The sequence below is a fragment of the Variovorax sp. ISS6 genome, from assembly GCF_056523145.1.
This window is the reverse complement of sequence record NZ_JAWRZC010000001.1, coordinates 4098602-4117094: the sequence shown is the minus strand read 5'-3', so window position 1 is coordinate 4117094 and position 18493 is coordinate 4098602. Positions and strand designations below refer to the sequence as shown.

General features: G+C 69.1%; 20 protein-coding genes and 1 tRNA gene. 8 read left to right on the top strand and 13 right to left on the bottom strand.

The window, feature by feature from the left end:
- Nucleotides 1-15: 15 nt before the first annotated feature.
- The 3 genes from flgL (at nucleotide 16) to AC1HIL_RS19185 (ending at nucleotide 3555) form a co-directional block, all read left to right on the top strand.
- Complete coding sequence (gene flgL, locus AC1HIL_RS19195; protein ID WP_057595345.1) at nucleotides 16-1218, top strand: flagellar hook-associated protein FlgL; 1203 nt, start codon at nucleotides 16-18, stop codon at nucleotides 1216-1218.
- Nucleotides 1219-1262: 44 nt separating this feature from the next.
- Nucleotides 1263-2495: an HDOD domain-containing protein gene (locus AC1HIL_RS19190; protein ID WP_057595344.1), complete on the top strand. Its 1233-nt coding sequence runs from the start codon at nucleotides 1263-1265 to the stop codon at nucleotides 2493-2495.
- A gap of 193 nt (nucleotides 2496-2688) precedes the next feature.
- Nucleotides 2689-3555: an EAL domain-containing protein gene (locus AC1HIL_RS19185; RefSeq protein ID WP_261205880.1), complete on the top strand. Its 867-nt coding sequence runs from the start codon at nucleotides 2689-2691 to the stop codon at nucleotides 3553-3555.
- Here the strand turns inward: AC1HIL_RS19185 and AC1HIL_RS19180 are convergent.
- The 6 genes from AC1HIL_RS19180 to AC1HIL_RS19155 are packed head-to-tail and all read right to left on the bottom strand — an operon-like array spanning nucleotide 3552 to nucleotide 8991.
- A complete protein-coding gene (locus AC1HIL_RS19180) occupies nucleotides 3552-4343 on the bottom strand; it encodes an SDR family oxidoreductase (protein WP_479669784.1) in 792 nt (263 codons plus the stop codon). The genes AC1HIL_RS19185 and AC1HIL_RS19180 overlap by 4 nt on opposite strands.
- A gap of 18 nt (nucleotides 4344-4361) precedes the next feature.
- Entirely contained in the window at nucleotides 4362-4949 is a 588-nt protein-coding gene (locus AC1HIL_RS19175) for a cysteine hydrolase family protein (RefSeq protein WP_057595342.1), read from the bottom strand.
- A complete protein-coding gene (locus AC1HIL_RS19170; RefSeq protein WP_479669783.1) occupies nucleotides 4946-5440 on the bottom strand; it encodes an aromatic-ring-hydroxylating dioxygenase subunit beta in 495 nt (164 codons plus the stop codon). Before AC1HIL_RS19170 ends, AC1HIL_RS19175 begins: the two co-directional genes overlap by 4 nt.
- Nucleotides 5437-6741: an aromatic ring-hydroxylating dioxygenase subunit alpha gene (locus AC1HIL_RS19165; RefSeq protein WP_479669782.1), complete on the bottom strand. Its 1305-nt coding sequence runs from the start codon at nucleotides 6739-6741 to the stop codon at nucleotides 5437-5439. Before AC1HIL_RS19165 ends, AC1HIL_RS19170 begins: the two co-directional genes overlap by 4 nt.
- Before the next feature lie 25 nt (nucleotides 6742-6766).
- Nucleotides 6767-7732 (bottom strand): PDR/VanB family oxidoreductase, encoded by a 966-nt coding sequence (locus AC1HIL_RS19160; RefSeq protein WP_479669781.1) that lies wholly within the window; start codon nucleotides 7730-7732, stop codon nucleotides 6767-6769.
- A complete protein-coding gene (locus AC1HIL_RS19155) occupies nucleotides 7729-8991 on the bottom strand; it encodes a dienelactone hydrolase family protein (RefSeq protein WP_296734575.1) in 1263 nt (420 codons plus the stop codon). Before AC1HIL_RS19155 ends, AC1HIL_RS19160 begins: the two co-directional genes overlap by 4 nt.
- 220 nt (nucleotides 8992-9211) lie before the next feature.
- On the opposite strand from AC1HIL_RS19155, the gene AC1HIL_RS19150 reads away from it, so the two are divergent.
- Complete coding sequence (locus AC1HIL_RS19150) at nucleotides 9212-10420, top strand: ABC transporter substrate-binding protein (protein WP_082321542.1); 1209 nt, start codon at nucleotides 9212-9214, stop codon at nucleotides 10418-10420.
- Between the two features lie 9 nt (nucleotides 10421-10429).
- Here AC1HIL_RS19150 and AC1HIL_RS19145 read toward each other — a convergent pair whose 3' ends face one another.
- Nucleotides 10430-11428, bottom strand: a complete 999-nt coding sequence (locus AC1HIL_RS19145) for an AraC family transcriptional regulator (protein WP_296734579.1) — start codon at nucleotides 11426-11428, stop codon at nucleotides 10430-10432.
- 184 nt (nucleotides 11429-11612) lie between these two features.
- Here AC1HIL_RS19145 and AC1HIL_RS19140 point away from each other — a divergent pair, with 184 nt between their 5' ends.
- Together AC1HIL_RS19140 and AC1HIL_RS19135 are read left to right on the top strand one after the other, a co-directional pair.
- Entirely contained in the window at nucleotides 11613-12527 is a 915-nt protein-coding gene (locus tag AC1HIL_RS19140; protein WP_479669780.1) for a hypothetical protein, read from the top strand.
- 108 nt (nucleotides 12528-12635) lie between these two features.
- Nucleotides 12636-12857 (top strand): hypothetical protein, encoded by a 222-nt coding sequence (locus tag AC1HIL_RS19135; protein ID WP_057595336.1) that lies wholly within the window; start codon nucleotides 12636-12638, stop codon nucleotides 12855-12857.
- Between the two features lie 22 nt (nucleotides 12858-12879).
- Here the strand turns inward: AC1HIL_RS19135 and AC1HIL_RS19130 are convergent, their stop codons facing one another.
- Nucleotides 12880-13320, bottom strand: a complete 441-nt coding sequence (locus AC1HIL_RS19130) for a hypothetical protein (RefSeq protein WP_057595335.1) — start codon at nucleotides 13318-13320, stop codon at nucleotides 12880-12882.
- A 223-nt stretch (nucleotides 13321-13543) separates the two neighbouring features.
- Here AC1HIL_RS19130 and AC1HIL_RS19125 point away from each other — a divergent pair, with 223 nt between their 5' ends.
- Nucleotides 13544-13762, top strand: coding sequence for a hypothetical protein (locus AC1HIL_RS19125; protein WP_057595334.1), 219 nt, complete (start codon nucleotides 13544-13546; stop codon nucleotides 13760-13762).
- Nucleotides 13763-13871: 109 nt separating this feature from the next.
- Entirely contained in the window at nucleotides 13872-14366 is a 495-nt protein-coding gene (locus AC1HIL_RS19120; RefSeq protein ID WP_479669779.1) for a hypothetical protein, read from the top strand.
- Nucleotides 14367-14642: 276 nt separating this feature from the next.
- Here the strand turns inward: AC1HIL_RS19120 and AC1HIL_RS19115 are convergent.
- The 5 genes from AC1HIL_RS19115 to tolB form a co-directional block, all read right to left on the bottom strand.
- Nucleotides 14643-14718: transfer RNA gene (locus tag AC1HIL_RS19115), tRNA-Lys, on the bottom strand.
- A gap of 86 nt (nucleotides 14719-14804) precedes the next feature.
- On the bottom strand, nucleotides 14805-15593 hold the full coding sequence (locus AC1HIL_RS19110; protein ID WP_172705445.1) for a tRNA threonylcarbamoyladenosine dehydratase: 789 nt from the start codon (nucleotides 15591-15593) through the stop codon (nucleotides 14805-14807).
- 109 nt (nucleotides 15594-15702) lie between these two features.
- Nucleotides 15703-16461, bottom strand: coding sequence for a tol-pal system protein YbgF (gene ybgF, locus AC1HIL_RS19105; RefSeq protein WP_057597624.1), 759 nt, complete (start codon nucleotides 16459-16461; stop codon nucleotides 15703-15705).
- Complete coding sequence (gene pal, locus AC1HIL_RS19100; protein WP_057597625.1) at nucleotides 16461-16985, bottom strand: peptidoglycan-associated lipoprotein Pal; 525 nt, start codon at nucleotides 16983-16985, stop codon at nucleotides 16461-16463. Before pal ends, ybgF begins: the two co-directional genes overlap by 1 nt.
- A gap of 24 nt (nucleotides 16986-17009) precedes the next feature.
- Nucleotides 17010-18335, bottom strand: coding sequence for a Tol-Pal system beta propeller repeat protein TolB (gene tolB, locus AC1HIL_RS19095; RefSeq protein WP_172705446.1), 1326 nt, complete (start codon nucleotides 18333-18335; stop codon nucleotides 17010-17012).
- Nucleotides 18336-18493: the final 158 nt, after the last annotated feature.

The following is an 18493-nucleotide window of genomic DNA, read 5'->3' as shown; positions in this document are numbered from 1 at the left end:
GAGACAGGAAGAACCATGACAGCCACCCGCCTCGCCAGTGCCACCACCTACGACAACGCGGTGCGCCAGCTCACCACGCGCCAGTCCCAGCTCTCGAAGCTGCAGGAGCAGCTCAGCGCCAGCAAGAAGGTGCTGCGCCCCAGCGACGACCCGACCGGCGCCGCGCAGGCCGAGCGCGCCATCACGCGCATGGCGCGCGTCAGCACCGACCAGCGTGCGCTGGAGCTGCAGCGCAACGCGGTCTCGACGGCCGAGTCGACCCTGGGCAGCGCGACCGCGGCCATGGCCGAGTTCCGCACGCTGGTGGTGAACGCCGGCAATGCCACGCTGTCGGCGGCCGACCGCGCCACCATCGCGCAGCGCCTGACCACGCTGCGCGGCCAGCTGCTCGGCTATGCCAATGCGCAGGACAGCAACGGCCAGTCGCTGTTCGGCGGCCTGGGCAGCACCGCGGCGCCCTTCGTCGACAACGGCAGCGGCGTGCGCTTCGACGGCATCGCGGGCCAGGCCGGCGCCGCCAGCGACACCGCCATCCCCTCGATGCTCGACGGCTACGCCACCTGGATGGACGTGCCCACCGGCAACGGCGTGTTCACCGTGGGCCAGGAAGCCGGCACGCGCAACGTCTACAGCGACGCGGGCAAGGTGGTCGACCCCTCGGCGCTGACCGGCCACGGCTACCGCGTCGCGTTCAACGTCGCCAACGGCGTGACCACCTACGACGTGATCGACACCACCACGCAGGCCACGCTCAAGTCGGGCCAGCCCTACACCGCGGGCCAGGCGATCGAGTTCGCCGGGATCTCGCTCACGGCCAGCGGCGTGCCGGCCGACGGCAATGCACTGACCGTCGCGCCCAGCGGCAAGACCAGCCTGTTCGGCGTGCTCGATCAGGCGATCGCGGGCGTGAAGGACGGCAGCAACAGCAGCGGCCAGCTGGCGCAGAACGTGGCGCAGTCGCTGGTGCAGATCGACGCCGCGAGCGCGCGGCTGTCGGCCTCGCGCGGCCGCGCGGGCGACCTGCTGAACCAGGTCGACAGCATCTCCGATCGCCAGTCCTCGCGCAGCCTGCAGCTCGAGGCCGACCGCTCGCGCGCCGAGGACCTCGACACGATCCAGGCGCTGTCCGACTTCAAGACCCAGCAGACCGCCTACTCCGCGGCCCTCGGCTCCTATGCCGAAATCCAGAAACTCTCGCTGTTCAACTTCATCGGCTGACGTGGCGTGACCGCCCTTTCGTTCCTTCTCTCCTTCTCGTCTTCATGTCTCAATCGGTACTCGGCAGCCTGACCTTCGGCTACCGCCCGTTCTGGAACCGTCCGCGCGCGCTCGCGGGGGTCCAGCTCTTCGTCCACGAGGACCGCCAACGCATCGACGGGCGCCACCTGCTGCGCACGCTGGCCGAGACCTGGAACGCCGATTCGCCGACCCTGCTGCTGTCGATCCAGACGCCCGAGTTCCTGCGCGACATCGCGAGCAACGCCGAGGCGGCCGGGCCGATGCTCGAGATTCCGCTCGGCTGGATGCAGGACGCCGGCCTGCGCCCCGCGGTGCGCGCCGCCGCCCGCCGCGGCGTGCGCATGGTCGCGAGCGGCGTGCCGACCCAGATCCCCGACGCCGAGGCCGCGCCCTGGTTCGAGCGCCGGCTGCTGCGGCTGGCACCGGAAGACGCGATGGACGCGCTGCGCCTGGCGCAGGTGGAGCGCGACACCACGGTGTTCGACCGCGGCATGACGCATCCCGGCGAAAGCAGCCCGGTGCGCCCCGATGCGCTGATCGACGGCGTGGCCAGCCGCGCGCTGGCCGAGCATGCGCTCGACCAGCAGAACGCCTGGGCCGTGGCCGGCTGGCCCAGCGAGGACGTGCTGCACGGCTACGGCGGCCAGCCGCTGCCGCCGACGCGGCGCGCCATCGTGCGCGTGATGAACGCGATCGACGCCGAGGAATCGCTCGAGCGCATCGACCAGCTCGTGAGCCGCGAGGCCGCGCTGGTCTACGCGCTCATGCTCTACCTGAACTCGCCGGGCCTGGGCCTGCCGAACCGCGTGGCCTCGCTGCGCCACGGCTTCATGATGATCGGCTTCCAGCGCCTGAGCACCTGGCTGTCGCAGCAGTTGCCGACCGCCAGCGAGGACGGCAACCTGCGCCCGCTCAACACCTCCATGGCGATGCGCGGCCACCTGGTCGCGCAGCTGATGGACGCCGGCATCGAGGACGACCTCAAGCGCGAGGTCTATCTGTGCGGCCTGTTCTCGCAGCTCGACCTGGTGATGGGCGAGCCGCTGCGCACCAGCTTCGGCCGCATCCCGCTGACCGACCGCATCGTGGCCGCGACCATCGCGCAGAACGGCCCTTATGCGCCCGCGCTGCAGCTCGCGACCGCGCTCGAATCGAGCAACCCGACCGCGCTGCGCAACCTGCGCCGCACCCATGCGGTCGATGCCGAGGAAGTCAACCGCGCGCTGCTGCGGATGATCGCCGCGGGCGGCTTCTAGGCCGGCCCTCCTCCATTGGGAGGAAGCAGCGCTTTTTTTGCCCGCCGGCCCCTTTTTCTCCTCAAGTCTTCCGCCGCCGCGCCGAAAAAGCGGACATGCGGTCCCGCGGGGCCGCGCCCAGGAACCGGAGAACACCATGTCGGGCATCCCGCAACGACTTTTCATCCACGGCCCCCGGGTCTGAAGGCCATCCGTGTCCAGCCTGGCACCGACTTTGGCCCGCGATTTCAACGCCCGTCCGCCGGGCTACTGCAGCGCCGCGCGCGCGCTGACCATCAACCGCCTCCAGCAGCCGGCCACCCAGGCCAGCAACGATGCCTCGGCCGTGCCCGACTTCGCCGCGAGTTGCCCGGCCTTCACCATGGCCTTCCAGCCCATCGTCGACGTCGACAAGGGCGAGGTCTACGCGCACGAGGCGCTGGTGCGCGGCATCCACGGCGAAGGCGCCGGACACATCCTCGGGCTGGTGCATGCGCGCCATCGCGTCGAGTTCGACCGCGCCTGCCGCGCCAAGGCGATCGAGCTCGCGGCCGGGCTGCGCATGGCTTCGCGGCTGAGCCTCAACGTGATGCCCAACGACGCCGGGCGCCAGGGCGAATGCTTCCAGAGCGCGGTCGAGACCGCCGAGCGCTTCGGCTTCCCGAAGGAGCGGCTGATCTTCGAGGTGACCGAGTCGGAGCGCGTCGAGGACCTGCCGCACCTGGTGCGGGCCTTCGAGATGCACCAGCAGCACGGTTTCTCCTCGGCCATCGACGACTTCGGCGCCGGCTTCGCGGGCTTCGAGCTGTTCGTGGCGCTCAAGCCGCACATCGTGAAGCTCGACATGGAGCTGATCCGCAACATCCACACCGACGGCGTGCGGCGTGCCGTGGTCAAGGGCTTCGTCTCGACCTGCGGCGAGCTCGGCATCCACGTGGTGGCCGAGGGCGTGGAGGTGATGGAAGAGGCGATGGCGCTGCGCGAGCTCGGCATCCGGCTGTTCCAGGGCTACCTGTTCGCGCGGCCGGTGGTGGAGACGCTGCCGGCCGTGAACTGGGAGTGGGAGAAGCGTTTCGACTAGGGCATGCCGGCCGCGAACCAGTCGCGCGCCGAGCGCCCCTGGTCCGGGCCCAGCATCGAGAAACCGCCGTCCACCGGAATGTCGGCGCCGGTCACGAAGCGCGCCGCGTCCGAGCACAGGAACAGCACCACCTGCGCCACGTCGTCGCCGTCGCCCGCGCGGCCCAGCGGATGCAGCGGTGCGGCCATGCGGTCGGCCTTGGCGCGATCGCCGCCGGCCATGCGCGAGAGCGCGTCCGACCAGGTCCAGCCGGGCGACACCGAGTTCACGCGGATGCGCCGCGGCGCCAGGGTCGCGGCCTGGTTGCGCGTGAGCTGCAGGATCGCCGCCTTGGCCGCGGGATAGAGCGCGCGGTCGGCCGTGCCGAACTTGCCGCCCACGCTGCCCATGTTGACGATGGCCCCGCCCTGCGCGGCCAGCGCCTCGGTCGCCTTGTGCACGAGCAGCGCGCCCGAGACCAGGTTGACGTCGAGCGCGGCCAGCCATTCGGCGCGCTTCGCGCCCATGCCGCCGTCGTTGTAGACCACAGCGTTGTTGACCAGGCAGTCGATGCGGCCCTCGATGCGCAGCGCGTCGGCCACCAGCGCGTCGAGCGCCTCGTCGTTCGCGATGTCGCAGGCGGCGAAGCGGCAGGCCGCGCCGAGTTCGGTCGCCAGCGCCTGGCCGCGCGCCGCGTCGATGTCGACCGCGACCACGCGCGCGCCGGCCTGCGCCAGCGCGCGCACGATGGCGCTGCCCAGCATCGCGGCGGCGCCGGTGACGATCGCGACCTTGCCTTGCATGTTCATGAGATGTCCTTCATCGGTTCAGGGGCCCATCTGGGCGAGTGCGTCCTCGACGCCGATCACCTGCGCGAGCATCGACAGATTCTCCAGGCTCGCGGCATGCAGGTGCGGCTGCGCCGTGTTGCAGGCATCGGCCACCACCGCCACGTCGTAGCCCAGGTCGCTCGCATGGCGCGCGCCGTGCTCGACCACGTGGTTGGTCGCGATGCCCGCCACGTAGAGCCGGTCGGCGCCGGTGGCGCGCACCGCCTGCTCGAGCCCGCTGGCCCAGAAGGGGTTGTTGCGCTTGTGCGTGACCACGGCCTCGCCGGGCAGCGGCGCGAGCTCGTCGTAGAACTCGGCGCCCCAGCTGCCCTCCTGCACCGCGCCGCTCTGCGCCACGCGCCGGAACAGCGTGCAGTTGTCGAGGCAGTCGACGTAGCCGGGCGCGAAGGCGATGCGCACGAAGATCACCGGCACGCCGGCGGCGCGCGCCCCCGCGATCAGCCGGCCGGCCGAGGCGATCAGGCGCGGCCGCGCCGGATCGTCGGCCGCGACGCCCACGCGCACCTTGCCGTCGGCGTGCAGCACGTCGTTCTGGTAGTGCATCGCGAGCAGCGCGGCCTTCACACGAACACCTGCAGCGCTTCGTGCGCGGCGTCACAGTTGACCAGCTCGACGCGCTTGAGATGGATGCGCAGCTCGCCCTCGTGGCGGCGCAGCGTGTGCAGCACGCTGCCGCCGAACATGCGCTGCTCGGTCTTGCGCCATTCGAGCAGCACGAAGGTGGAGCGCACGGTGAGGCCGCCCAGCGCGCCCTCCTCGCGCGCCTCGATGCCGATGTTGCCCACCACGTGCACCGTGCGCGTGGGCGGCTGCTGCGAATAGGCGCGCGCCTGCTCGAGCCGGCGCGCGCGCATCGAGCGCAGCAGCGCGTCCTCGCAGAACAGCGAGGCATGGTTGAGGTAGTCGGCCTGGCCGTGCACCAGCGGCACCCAGTACAGGCCGTCGGGCGTGAACAGGCGCTGCCATTCGTCCCAGCGGTGCTCGTCGAGCAGCCGCGCCTCGTGGTGCAGGAACTGCGCGATCTCCTGCTGCTCGTTCCAGTCGAGGAAGTTCATGCGGCGCTCCCGGTGTCCACGCCCATGTACTTCGACCAGGCACCGAACATGTTGCGCGCCGGCATCTCGCTGTTGCCGTTGGAGGCGCGCCCGCCCGGCAGCGGCTGGTCGCGTCCCACGGCGCGGTGCATGCTGACCCAGTCGCCGCCGTCCGAGCCCAGGCCCTCCTGCACCCGGTTGTAGGCCTCGAGGTCGTCGGGCATCACGTTCGACGAGGGCGAGTTGACGATGTTGGTGTACTTCAGCGTGCGCTGGAAGGTGGCCTCGGGCGCGCCCTTGAGCCGGAAGCTGAAGATCTCGACCAGCGTGCGGTCGACCGACAGCGGTCGGATCACGCGGATCTGCTGGAACGAGGTGTGGGGCGAGCAGCTCGGGTAGACGATGGTGTTGTGGCGGTTCACGCGCAGGATCTGGTCCGCGCGCTCGGCGCCCTGCGCCGCCTCGAGCGCGGCCACATAGGCCAGGCTCACCGGGTCGGTCGGCGGCACGAAGATGCCTTCCATGAAGCCGTGGCCGTTGTCGTAGCCCTTGAGCTCGAGCTTCTCCCAGAACTCGAGCGGCTCGCCGTTGCCGTCGACGATCACCACCTCGAAGGGTTTCTGCGTACCGGCCGGCATGGCCTCGAACTCCTCCTTGGCCGCGCGCCACGACGACTCGTGCGTGGCCACCGCATGAATGGTGTCGTGCAGGTTCTCGAAGAAGATCTTCCAGTTGTTGCGCTGGATCACGCGCTGCACGCCGCCGGCCACCTCGACCTCGCCCCCGGGCGCGCGGTCGCAGAAGTTGTCGAGCGAGGTGGCGACGCCGCCGAGGAACTCCTCGAGCCCGGGTCCTTCCTTCGACAGACTCGCGAACACGAAGCCGCGGTGCGTGGCGACGCGCGCCACGTTGCGCACGCCGTACTGCGGGTCCTTGAGGTCGAGCCCCGTGTCCTCGTAGCCGCTGCGCAGCGGCACCGACAGCAGGCTGCCGTCGCACTTGAAGGTCCAGCCGTGGTAGAGGCAGCGCAGGAACTTGCCGGCGCTGCCGCTGCCGTCGGGCACGATCTTGGCGCCCTTGTGCGGGCAGCGGTTGAACATCACGTGGATCCGGCCGTCGGTATGGCGCACCATCACCACGGGCTCGCGGCCGAGCCGGGTGGTGAAGTAGTCGCCGGGCTTGGGCACCTGGCTCTCGTGGCCGACGTAGAGCCAGGCCTGGCCGAACACGCGGTCCATCTCGAGCTCGAAGATCGCGGGGTCGGTGTAGACGCGCTTGTGGACGCGGTCGGGCTGCACGAGGGACTGCAGGTCGATGGTCATGGATGGGTCTCCTGGAATCGTGGGATCAGATGTCGAGCACCAGCTGCGGCGTCCTGGCGCGCGACACGCAGGTGCAGATGGTGCGCCCGTCGGCTTTCTCGCGCGGGCTCAGGTTGTGGTCGCGGTGGTCGGGCACACCCTCGACCACGTCGACGGCGCACACGCCACAGTCGCCCTGGCGGCAATCGTAGAGCGGGTCGAGCCCCGCGGCGATCAGCACGTCGAGCAGGCTCCGGCCCGGCGGCACCGTCAGCAGATGGCCCGAGCGCAGCGTGCGCACCTCGAAGGCCGCGTCGCCGGCCTGCGCGAGCGCGCCCGCGAACAGCTCGAAGTGCACGTGGTCGTCGCTCCAGCCCTGGGCGCGCGCGGTGTCGACCACCGCCTGCACCAGGCCGCGCGGGCCGCAGACATGCAGATGGCGCCCGGGCACCGGCGCGGCCAGCAGCGCGCGCAGGTCGAGGCCGCGCGCGGGATCGCCGCCGTCGTGCACCACGTGGCCGCCGAGCGCGCGCACCTCCTCGAGATAGGCCGTGGCCTCGGGGCTGCGCGTGGCGTAGTGGAACTCGAAGGCCCGGCCCTCGGCCGCGAGCGCGCGCGCCATGCACAAGAGCGGCGTGATGCCGATGCCGCCCGCGATCAGCAGCGGCGCGGCCTCGCCCCGGCGCAGCGCGAAATCGTTGCGCGGCGCCTGCGCGAGCACGCGCGCGCCCTCGGCCAGGCCATGCATCCAGGCCGAGCCGCCCGCGCCGTCGGGCTCGTGCAGCACGGCGATCTCGTAGCGGTCCGGCGCGCCATGGGGTCGTGCCAGCGAGTACGCGCGCTGGCCGGCCTGCCCGTTGGGCTGCATCACCTGCACGCCCAGGTGCGCACCGGGTTCGAACGGCGGCAGCGCCTCGCCGTTCGCGCTGCGCAGCACGAAGGCCTTGATGGCCGGCGTGAGCGCGCTGGCCGAGGCCACCACCAGCTCGAGCATGGAAGGCGCGGCGTTCATCCGAGCGGCAGCGCCGGGTCGGCGATGGTCAGCGCGGTGGACTTGGCCCAGCGCGGCATCAGCGTGTTCGATGGCAGCGTCTCGTCGACCAGCTTGCGCGCCGTCTCCACGCCGGCCACCGGCAGGCCCGTTGCATCGAGCAGGCCGATCTGCGCGAGCACGCTGGCCTGGTCCCAGTAGATGTGCTCGTGGTAGAGCTTGTCGCCGCGGAACTTGACGATGGCCACGAGCGGAATCTCCACCGGCCGGCCCGTGGGCGCGATGCCCGGCAGCATCCAGTCGATCTCGACCGTGTGGGTGAAGCAGAACAGCATCTCGTCGACGATCTGCGTGGCGCCCACGGTGCGCGAGATCGGCGTGAGCCGGGTGTCGGGCGGCGTGGTGGGAATGAAGTGGTGCTTGTAGAAGCGCGACAGCTCCTTCGCGCCCACGCCGCCGGTCATGGTGGGGATGTGGTTGACGTAGGGCTCGGCGACCATGGTGCCCATGGTGGCGACCACGTCGCGCGTGGCGAACTCGTACTCGCAGTGCTTGTCCCACAGCGCCGACAGGTCGTAGACCGGGCCGATCGCCTCCTTGAACAGCGCCATGGAACGCTGGTGCGCCATCAATGTCGAGGGCTTGTCGAAGTGGTCGCCGCCGGTGCGCGCGAAGGCATGGTCGACGCCGGGGTAGACGTACATCTGCGCGCCGGGCCGGCCCGCGAAGGCCTCGAGCACCTGGGCGCGCGCCTCGGGCGGGCAGAACTTGTCGAGCTCGGCGAAATGCAGCGCGATCGGGCACGCGATCTTCGGCACCAGCTCGAGCGCGCCCTCGATGCCGACGCCGTAGTAGCCGACCGCCGCGTCCACGCCCGAATGCGCGGCCGCGAGGTAGGCCAGCTTGCCGCCGAGGCAGAAGCCCAGCGCGCCGACCTTGCCGGTGCAGGCCGGGTGCGCGCGCAGCGCCTGCACGCTCGCGGTCACGTCGGCGATGCCGGCCTCGATGTCGAACTGCTGGAAGAAGCCGAAGGCGCGCTGCCAGTCCTCGGGCGAGTAGCCGAGCTCGACGCCGGGCTCCATGCGCCAGAACAGGTCGGGCGCGAGCACCACGTAGCCTTCCTCGGCATAGAGGTCGGCCACCTCGCGCACGTAGTCGTTGATGCCGAAGATCTCCTGGCACAGCACGATGCCGGGGCCGCGGCCCGAGGCCGGCAGGGCCAGGTAGCCGCGGAAGCTCTGCGCGCCGTCGCCGGCCGGGATGTCGATGTAGTGGCTCATCGGGGTGTCTCTCTCGAAGGGGTGGATCGGGATGGCGGCGATTCTGGAGACGACGCGTGGCGGCTGTCTGTCCATTTCGTGCAGCACGCCGCGCTGCACGAAACGGATAGCCGCGGCGCGCGACGCTGCCAGACTGCGGCCTGCGACCGTTTGCCCGGTCTCTTTCGGCCACCCGCTTCCCACCCACGTTCGGCGTATCCATCGCCAGAGGAGTTTCTCGATGCCGCTCAGCCGCCCGCGCATGGCGACCGTCCCCTCGGTCCTTGCCCTCGCCGCCTTCTCCACCCTGCTGGCCCTGTCGCCGCACGCCGATGCGCAGACCGTCAAGGTCGGCCTCGCGATGGACCTGTCGGGGCCCTTCGCGGTCGGCGGCGCCGAATCGAAGGCCGGCTTCGCGGTGGCGATCAAGCAGCTGGGCGGCAAGCTCGGCGGCGTGCCGGTCGAGTTCGTCGAGGCCGACACCGCGGGCAACCCCGAGACCGCGCGCCAGGTGGTCGAGCGCATGCTGATGCGCGACAAGATCGACCTGTTCACCGGGCCGGTCGGCTCGTCGGTAGCGCTGGCCGTGGCGCCGCCGCTGTTCGCGGCCAAGGTGCCCTACCTGTCGAGCAACACCGGGCCGAGCGACCTCTCGGGCGCGCGCTGCAATCCCTACTTCTTCGGCGCCTCGTACCCCAACGATGCGTACCACGAGGCGGCCGGCAAGTTCGCGGGCGACAAGGGCTTCAAGAAAGTGGCGCTGATCGCGCCCAGCTACCCGGGCGGCAAGGACGCCATCACCGGCTTCAAGCGCACCTACAAGGGCGGCACGGGCGACGAGCTCTACACCAAGCTGGGCCAGCTCGACTACTCGGCCGAGCTCGCGCAGATCCGGGCCTCGAAGCCCGATGCGCTCTACTTCTTCCTGCCGGGCGCGATGGGCGTGGCCTTCATCAAGCAGTTCGTGGGCGCGGGCCTGTCGAAGGACGTGGCGCTGATCTCCACCGCCTTCTCGGCCGACGAGGACATGATCCCCGCGGTCGGCGAGCCGATGCTCGGGCTGTTCAACACCGCGCACTGGTCCTTCGACCTCGACAACCCGGCCAACCAGCGCTTCGTGGCCGCGTTCCGGCAGCAGAACAACGGCCGCAACCCCTCGTTCTACGCGGGCCAGGCCTACGACGTGCTGATGGCGATGGACGCGGCGGTGCGCGACGTCGGCGGCAAGGTGGCCGACAAGGCCGCGCTGCTGAAGGCGATCAAGGCCGCCAACTACAAGTCGGTGCGCGGCGACTTCCGCTATGGCGCCAACAACTTCCCGATCCAGAACTACTACCTGCGCGTGATCGCCAAGGACGGCAGCGGACGCATCGCCAACAAGGTGATCGGCACCGTGCTGACGAACTATCAGGACACGACCGCGGCGCAGTGCGCGATGAAGCCGTCCTGATCCGGTGCCTCAATGCCGCGCGGTCTCGCGCGGCAGGTGGCCGAAGCGCTCGCGGTAGCAGGCCGCGAAGCGGCTCAGGTGCGAGAAGCCGCAGTTGAGCGCCACCTCGGTCACGCTGGCGCCGTCGTGGCGCGCGAGCTGCGCATGCGCGGCGTCGAGCCGCATGTTGCGCAGCACCTCGCCGGGCGAGAGCTCGCGGTAGCGCCGGAACAGCAGCGCCAGCCCGCGCCGCGTGAGGCCGGCGGCGCGCGCCACCTCCTCGAGCGACAGCGGCGTGTCGAGCCGCTCCTGCATGAACTCCTCGGCGCGCCGCAACTGGCGCAGGCTCGCGGCCTCCGAGCCATGCCGCGCCTCGTCGTGCCGCTCGCGCACCGAGTTCGGCCGGTGGCACAGCAGGTAGAGCATCAGGTTGTCCTCGCAATGCGAGAGCCAGCGCGCGTCGTAGCCGGCATCGCCCGCCGCGGGCAGCAGCGAGGCGAGGCTGGCCACCATGCGGCGCCATTGCGTGCCCGCCGTGTCGTCGAGCCGGAACGGCATCTCGAAGTCGATCTCGCCCACCGCATCGGCGCCGCGCAGCGGGAAGGCATGGCGCGCCACCTCCTGCAGCCGGCTCAGCTCGATCTTGAGCATCAGCTGTTCGCAGTCGGCATGCCAGCGCAGCCGCACCGGCTTGTGGGCCGAGATCACCGCGCCCTGCCCCGGATGGATCTGCAGGCTGCCGCCCGCGTGGTGGATGTCGGCGTGGCCGCGCAGCGGCATCTGCACCAGCACGAAGTTGCCGAGCGCATCGGGCTCGATGTCCACGTCGCAGCCATAGCGCAGGATGCACAGCGAGAGTGCGCTGAGCTCGGCGCGGCAGAAGATCGCATCGACGTCGCCGCGATGCCAGACGCTGCGGTGCGGCTTCAGCTCGCAGGCGATGCGCGCATGGGTTTCGTCCGCCGCGCGGGAACGGAAGACCTCGCGCCCGTACAGCGGCGAGAGTTGCTGGCTCGACCATGCTTCCACGGACACTCCTGCGATTTCAGGTGGGGAATCGGACGCTTGTTGTGCGCGCCAATCTACGGGCAATCGGCGCGAGCCGCCATGGCGGTTGCCCGGGGTCCGGGCGGCCCCAGTGCCGTGCAAGAAGCCTGCCCGCCGGGCCCCGTTCGCATAATGGCCGGCCGTCCACCTCCAGGGAGATCGCCGAATGAGGAAGTCCACCGCCGTCCTGATGCTCGCGGCGCTGCTGCGGGCCGTTGCGCCGGCCGCCGCCGATCCAGGCACGTCGAGGAAGCAGGCGCAGCAGCCTCTCTACGACCTGAGGGTGTCGAGCGAGAAGCTGGCGTTCCGGGTGTACGTCAACGACCTGCCGATCTCGGTCCTTCCCACCAGGCGCTTCGGCACGATCGGCATGCCGCTCAATCCGGCGATCCTGCGCAGCGGTCCGCAGAAGCTCACGATCCGCCTGCTGCCCGCCACCGGCCAGCAGCGCTTGCCCGACACGGACGACCTGAAGGTGGAACTGGTCGTGCGCAGCAAGACCGAGCCGCCGCGCAACACCACGCTCTATGAGTTGCCCCCGCTGCGCGACGGCAGGCAGGCGCTGTTCACCGACCCGCAGGGCTTCAGCCAGACCGTGCAGTTCGAGGCCCAGGTGCCCTACAGCCTGGCCGGCTGGGAGCGCAGCGTGCCGCTGGATGCGGCCGACCCGAAGCTCGAAGCCGAAGCGCTCGAGGTCTATCGCCGGCTGATCGCCGACATCGGAAACAGGAAGGGTGAAGCCTTCATTGGCGCGCTGGCCAAGGCCCAGCGGCTGCTCTACCCCGCCATCTACCTCTCGTCCGCGGAGGCACGGGAGCGGGATGCCGAATGGGTGAGCTTCATCGACAAGGGCACCGGCACCGTCGCGCCGCTCGAGCACCATGCGCTCGAGATCCGCGGCGACGGCAAGCTGGTGCGGCTCAAGCGCACCGACCCGGCCAGCGTCGACGAGGGCGTGGTGCGCATCGCCTACAAGCGGGGGCCGCAGCCCCGCACCATCGTCTACGACATCTACCTGCACCGGCCCGCGCCCGGCGCGAAGCTGGAGCCGATCTGGTACTTCATGACCGACTTCAACTGAAGCGCCCCGCGGTGGTGGCGCCTCCCCACGGAGACCGGTAGCAATAAAACGAGAACCAAGGTACTATTTCCTGGCTTCGCAGGCCTCTGGTGCCTACGCTTGCCTTCCATGCAATCAGCGCACATCTCCGTCGACCTCCAGGATGGCTGGAACGGCTCCTTCTTCTGCAAGGAGACGATGCGCGGCAGCTATTCGGGCGTGGCCCGGATCACCTGGCGCGGCATTCCCAAGGGCGACCTCGTCGTGATGCGGCAGCCCTCGCTGGAGGCGGCCATCGAGCGCGTGCGGGTGCGCGGCGGCCAGTTCATCAAGGCGCGTACCCAGCCCTGAGCCCGGCCTACGCGCCGTCTCGTCAGCCGAGGCTCGAGCGCTTGCAGTTGAACACCGTGCCGCCATCCACGCTGCGCAGCATGGGCACCTTGCCCACGATGCTCAGCGTGGCGCTGGTCAGGCGCCACTCGCCGGCCTTCGACAGCTTGAAGAGCGTGGTGGTCTCCACCTCGGAGGTCGGAATCGAATTGAAGACGTAGACCGGCTCGCCCGACGACTCGTCCAGGCCGACGAGGTCCGCGCGCATCTTGCCCAGGGTCTCGGTTTCGCGCGTCTTCGAGCGCACCACGTCGAGGTTGACCGTGCGCGAGAACTCGTCGATCGCGATCCTGCGCACCGCGTTGAACGGCGCATTGCCCGCGGCCGGCCCGGGCGTGCAGACCATGGTGGCGGCCGATGCGGCCGTGCAGCAGGCCGCCAGCGCCAGGAGCAGGCAGGTTGGACGGCTTCGTCGGGTGGTCATGGATCGTCCCTGGTCTGTGTTTGCGGAGGAGGACCAATGTAGCGCGCGGCCATACCCCCGATCGTCGTGCGCTTCACCTTCCAGCACTTCTTCTCTTCCGAAGCCCCTTTCAACGGCCCCGCGGTAGCGCGGCACTGCGGCGCGCGTGGATCCTCCTCCCAACGGAGGAGAGATCGAACTCCCCTGCCGGCCCAGAATCGCGGCCAGCCCAAAGGAGTCATCGATGCTCGAGAACAAGACGCTGGTCACCGCCTGCCTTGCACGGGTCAGCGCCGGGGCGTGGCCCGAGGTCGAGGGACATCAACTCGAAGTGCTTCAGACCGCGGGGCTGATCGCGCTGGTCGATACGCCGTCGCTGCAGATTCAGGCGAGGCCCGCGCGGCGGTTCTCCTACCAGTTGACACCGGCGGGCAAGGACCTGCTCTGGCCGCGCAAGAGATAGGCCCGCGACGCCCGGCTTCATCCGCTTGACCATCCGGACTCGGCGGACAAAGGCGGGCCGGCACGGTTATGGGTGTACATCCGGATGCATCCCGGCCATCGACATCCCCATGCGCATGCATATCTGGAACACCCGAAAACTCAGAGACGACCTGGTCCATGACAGGCTCGATGAAACCGATGGCCTGAAGTACATGCTGGCCGCGGCGCTGCTCTGGGTGATCCTCAACTATTCGGCGCTCTGGTTCGGTGGCTACAGGCACTGGACCTTGCTGTTCGAGGCCGCCCTCACTCTCGCCATCAGCCTCGTGGGCACGCACGAAGCATTCCTCGCGAACGGTGCGGCGTCCGGACGCGACTTCGTTCGCCGCTATTGCGTCATCGCGGTTCCGATCGGATTCAAGGTCCTGGCCCTCAATCTTCTGGTGGCGACCCTCATGTACTTCGGCCTGCCGCATGTGCTGACGAGCGGCACCTTTCGCGATCCCGCTTTCGTCTATCGCCTGCTCGTGTTCGCCACGTCGCTCGGCTACACCATCCTCTACTACATGCGGATTGCCCATCACCTGCGCAAGGTGGCGGTGGCGACCTCGACCCCGGCCTGAGAAGGATCGACCTGGGCCGCGCAGGGATGGCCCGCGGATGGCATCGTTCTTCATCGAGATGGGTCAGGGCATCCTGGCTCCCGAGCTCGAACACTCCGGAAGAGATCATGTTGAAGACCTCTCGCTGAGGCTATGACAGCGAGCTCGATGACCTGGATTGGTCTCTGGAGAATCCGTCGAACATCAAGAGGTTGCTCGAGCGCGCAAAAAAAATGCCCCAAGTGGCTGTTTCACTTGGGGCGGGTGGATCCATGTGGCTAGCCATGGATCTGGTTCTGGTAGGACGTACTGGATTCGAACCAGTGACCAACGGATTAAAAGTCCGCTGCTCTACCAACTGAGCTAACGTCCCGAATTCGGTTTTCCCTGGGCAGGGAGTTCCTCGTTCTTGTTTTTTTCTTGACGCTTCGCCGCTGTCAAATGCGGCAAAGCCAAAGATTATAGCGTGGTATTGACCGCCATCCGATCGAGCACCCACCCCGCCGCGCATTGCCCGAAGGTCGCGGTCACGCTGACCACCGACCCATAGCCATGGCAGTTGAGCGAACCATCGCCGCTCTCGATGGCGCACGAGGCATCGGGCGGGGCCACGCTCTCGCGGCTGAACACACAGGCGACGCCGATCTTGCGGCCTTCGCGCGGCGCGCCATGCGACTTGCGCAGGCGTTGCCGCAGCTGCGCGAGCAATGGGTCGTGCGTGACCTGCGAGAGGTCGTCGATGTCGACCTTGTGCGCGAGCCGCTTGCCGCCCGCCGCACCGACGGTGATGAAGTCGGTGCCACGCGCGACGCCGCGGGCCCAGGCGGCCATCGCGAGCTTGGCCTTCACCTGGTCGCAGGCGTCGATGACGGCATGCACGGGACCGTTGGCGGCCTGCGCGGCTTCGAGCAGCGCGGGCCAGTTGTCGGGCTCGACGAACTCGTCGACCGGCAGCACGCGGCACTCGGCGTTGATCTGCGCGATGCGCTCGCGCATGGCTTCGACCTTGGCCTGTCCCACGGTGCTGTCGAGCGCATGGATCTGGCGATTGATGTTGGACTCGGACACGTGGTCGAGATCGACCAGCGTCAGGCGCCCCACCCCGCTGCGCGCCAGCGCCTCGACCGCCCACGACCCGACGCCGCCGATGCCCACGACGAGCACGTGCGCGTTGCGGATGCGCGCGGCACCGCTCACGCCGTACAGGCGCTCGAGGCCGCCGAAGCGGCGCGCGAAATCGGGTGCCATGGCGTCGTCGCCAGACGCGACAAAACCGGCGGCTGCCTCGGGGGCAGTCGCCGGTTCGATCGTGGAGACGGGCTCGTGAATGGCGCTCAAGCGGAGGGCTCCGCCGGCACTAGCGCAGTCGCGAGAGACGCTCGCGGCCGGCCTGCGCGGCTTCCGACTGCGGATAGGCCTTGGTCAGGTCTTCCAGCGTGCGGCGCGCGGCGCGCGTGTCCTTGAGCTCGATCTGGCAGTTCGCGATCGACAGCACGGCCTCGGGGGCCTTGGCATGGTCGGGCGCGAGCGAGAGCATCGAACGGAAGTTGGCGATGGCCTCGTTGTAGTTGCGCGTGGCGTACTGGGCGTTGCCGAGCCAGAACAGCGCCGAGGCGTTGTAGCCGCTTTGCGGATAGCGCTTGACGAACTCGGCGAAGGCGGTCTGGGCCTGTGCGAACTGGCCGGCGCGGAACACGCCGAGCGCGGCTTCGAAGTCGGCCTTCTCGCGCGGATCGGCATTGAACTCGCGGCCATCGACCGTGACCTTCGACGGCTCGTTCTGCTTGAGCCGGTCGTCGATGGTGGTCTGCTTGGACTGCAGCTCGCTCACGGCACGCGTGAGCTGTTCGTTCTGGCCGGTCATGCGCGCCAGGTCGCCACGCATCTGCTCGATCTGCGTCTGCAGGTCGAGCAGGCTGCGCCGCAGCTGGCCGTTCTCGTCGGTCAGGCGCTGATCGGTCTGCTGGCGCACGGCCTCCACGCGCTGGCGCAGATCGAGGATGGCCTTGCGGGCCTCGTCATCCTCGAACAGCGCGGCCTGCGATCCGGCCGAGGCGCACAACAGGGCGGCCGCCAGGGCCGCGCCACGCCACAGAGCGCGTTGGGCGGGCCGCATCACCGGGTGTAGCGGATTTCGGCGCGACGGTTCTGCGCCCAGACTTCTTCACCCGCGCCGGTCACGGCGGGCTTTTCCTTGCCGAAGCTCACGGCTTCGATCTGGCTGTCGTTCACGCCCAGCAGCGTGAGCGCGCGGCGCACGGCTTCCGAACGCTTCTGGCCCAGCGCGAGGTTGTACTCGCGGCCGCCGCGCTCGTCGGTGTGGCCTTCGATCGAGATGCGACGCTGCGGGTTGGCCTTGAGGAAACGGGCATGGCCGTCGATCAGCGACTGGAACTCGGGCTTGACCGTGTAGCTGTCGTAGTCGAAATACACGATGCGCTCGACGCCCATCGGACCTTGGGCGGTGCCGGCGTTGGGATCGATCGTGACGGGTGCCACGGCCGTGGCAGCGCCCTGGTTGCCAGCGCCACCGGCGGTACCGGTGCGGTCGGTCACGGGCGTTTCGTTGAGCTTGGTGCCCGACGAGCAGCCTGCGATCAGCGCCACGATGGCCAGCGAATAAATCGTACGTTTCAACATTTCGAACTCCTCAGATAAACCTAATCATTGCTTTTGAAACGGACCCCAGTCCGGTTCCCTGATGTCTCCTGCCTGACCCGCCAGCCGTGCCTTTATTTTTCCGTCCAGCGTGGTCGTCATGAGGGCCTCGCGACCTTGCAGTTGCGTGGCATAGACGATCAGCTTGCTATTGGGGGCAAAACTCGGACTCTCGTCCGCCGAGGTGTCGGTGATGGCGGTGACATTGCCGCTGGCCAACTCCATCACGTGGAGTTTGAACGCCCCGCCCACGCGGGAGATGTAGGCCAACCACCGGCCGTCGGCGCTGACGGAAGGAGAAATGTTGTAGGTACCGCTGAAGGTGACCCGGGTCGGGTTGCCGCCATTGGCGCCCATCTTGTAGATCTGTGGTGCGCCGCCGCGGTCGCTCACGAAGTAGATGGTGCTGCCGTCGGCCGAGTAGACCGGTTCGGTGTCGATGCTCGCGCTCTGGGTCAGCCGGCGCGGCTCGCCGCCGCTGGCCGGGATGGTGTAGAGCTGCGAGCCGCCGTCGCGACTCAGCGTGACGGCGAGCGTGCTCCCGTCGGGCGCCCAGGCCGGCGCGCTGTTGGAGCCGCGGAAGTTGGCGACCAGCCTGCGCTGGCCGCTGGCCACGTTGTGCACGTAGACGACGGGCTTGCGCGATTCGAAGGACACGTAGGCCAGTTGCTGGCCGTTGGACGACCAGACCGGCGAGATGATCGGCTCGGGACTGGCGAGCGCGGCCTGCGCGTTCTCGCCGTCGGCATCGGCCACCCACAGCGAGTAGCGGCTGCCGCCCTTGGTCACGTAGGCGATGCGGGTCGAGAAGATGCCCTTGTCGCCCGTGAGCTTCTCGTAGACGTAGTCGGCGATGCGGTGCGAGGCGAGCCGCAGGTCGCCCTGGGGAACGATGTAGCTCTGGCCACCGAGGTCACCGCCGTTCGGGCCGCGCACCACGTCCCAGAGACGGAAGCGCACGTCGTAGCGGCCATCGGCCAGGCGCGTGACGCTGCCGACCACGAGCGAGTCGGCGGTGCGCTGGCGCCAGACGGAGAAATCGGGACGCGAGCCCTCGTCGAGCGCCTGGCCCGAGGCATCGACGCCGCGGAACTGGCCGCTGCGCTCGAGGTCGGCCTGCACGATCTCGGAGATCTTCTGCGGCGAGGAATCCTGGCCACGGAACGGCACGAGCGCGATGGGCAACTGGGTCAGCCCCACGCCCGACACCTCGACCTTGAACTGGGCGAGTGCGGGCAAAACGGGGGAGGCTGCCAGGGCCGCGATGACCGTGCGGCGACCCAAAAGCGATGAAGAAGGAGTTGGAGAGAGGGCTTGCAACGGCTTGTTCATGCGGTTTCGGAGAGATCTCGGGTTGAAAAAGTTTCTCCCCTTGTAACGGGGCCACATGGTACACATTGCTTTGATGGGGCCATGGCAAAACGTTCCATGCGGCGCGGGGTCCTACACACAAAATGCTTCAGGAACGCGCCCTGGTACCCGGCCCCGGG